The following is a 386-nucleotide window of genomic DNA, read 5'->3' as shown; positions in this document are numbered from 1 at the left end:
GCTCCGGTGTGTCGGAATAGCGAGACTGGCTGGTGAACATCAGGTCTGGCCGCAATTTCCTGATCTCGGCGCGAACGTTGTCGCGCCATGTTGCGCAGGCCTCATACGGCTTACCTTCATCCGTCACCGCGGCAAGGGTGAAAGGGCATGCAGCCTTGGTGAAGGTGACCAATTTCCACTTGCGGTCCCTGGCAATCTTGTCGATGGCCGGGATCCATTGTGCTGCGTGTGAATCGCCTGCGACGACAATGGTTCTGGTTCCCTGGGGATCGCCGAGCTGGCAGCCCACAGCTTGCGTGCTGTCCTGCTCCTGATGGCATTTCAGTCGATAGACGATCGGTACGTCACGCCTGAGTTTGCCGAGGGATGGCAGCAGTTGCACGTCG

The 386-nt window shown here is 59.3% G+C and carries 1 protein-coding gene; it reads right to left on the bottom strand.

Annotation, left to right across the window (positions count from 1 at the left end; genetic code table 11):
* On the bottom strand, positions 1-386 hold a 386-nt coding region (locus EN993_RS37310), incomplete at both ends, for an SGNH hydrolase domain-containing protein (RefSeq protein ID WP_281040605.1).

This window comes from Mesorhizobium sp. M7D.F.Ca.US.004.01.2.1 (genome assembly GCF_003997785.1).
In the GTDB taxonomy this organism is placed as follows: domain Bacteria; phylum Pseudomonadota; class Alphaproteobacteria; order Rhizobiales; family Rhizobiaceae; genus Mesorhizobium; species Mesorhizobium loti.
The sequence above is the reverse complement of the archived record's forward strand: the minus strand, read 5'-3'. Positions and strand labels throughout refer to the sequence as shown.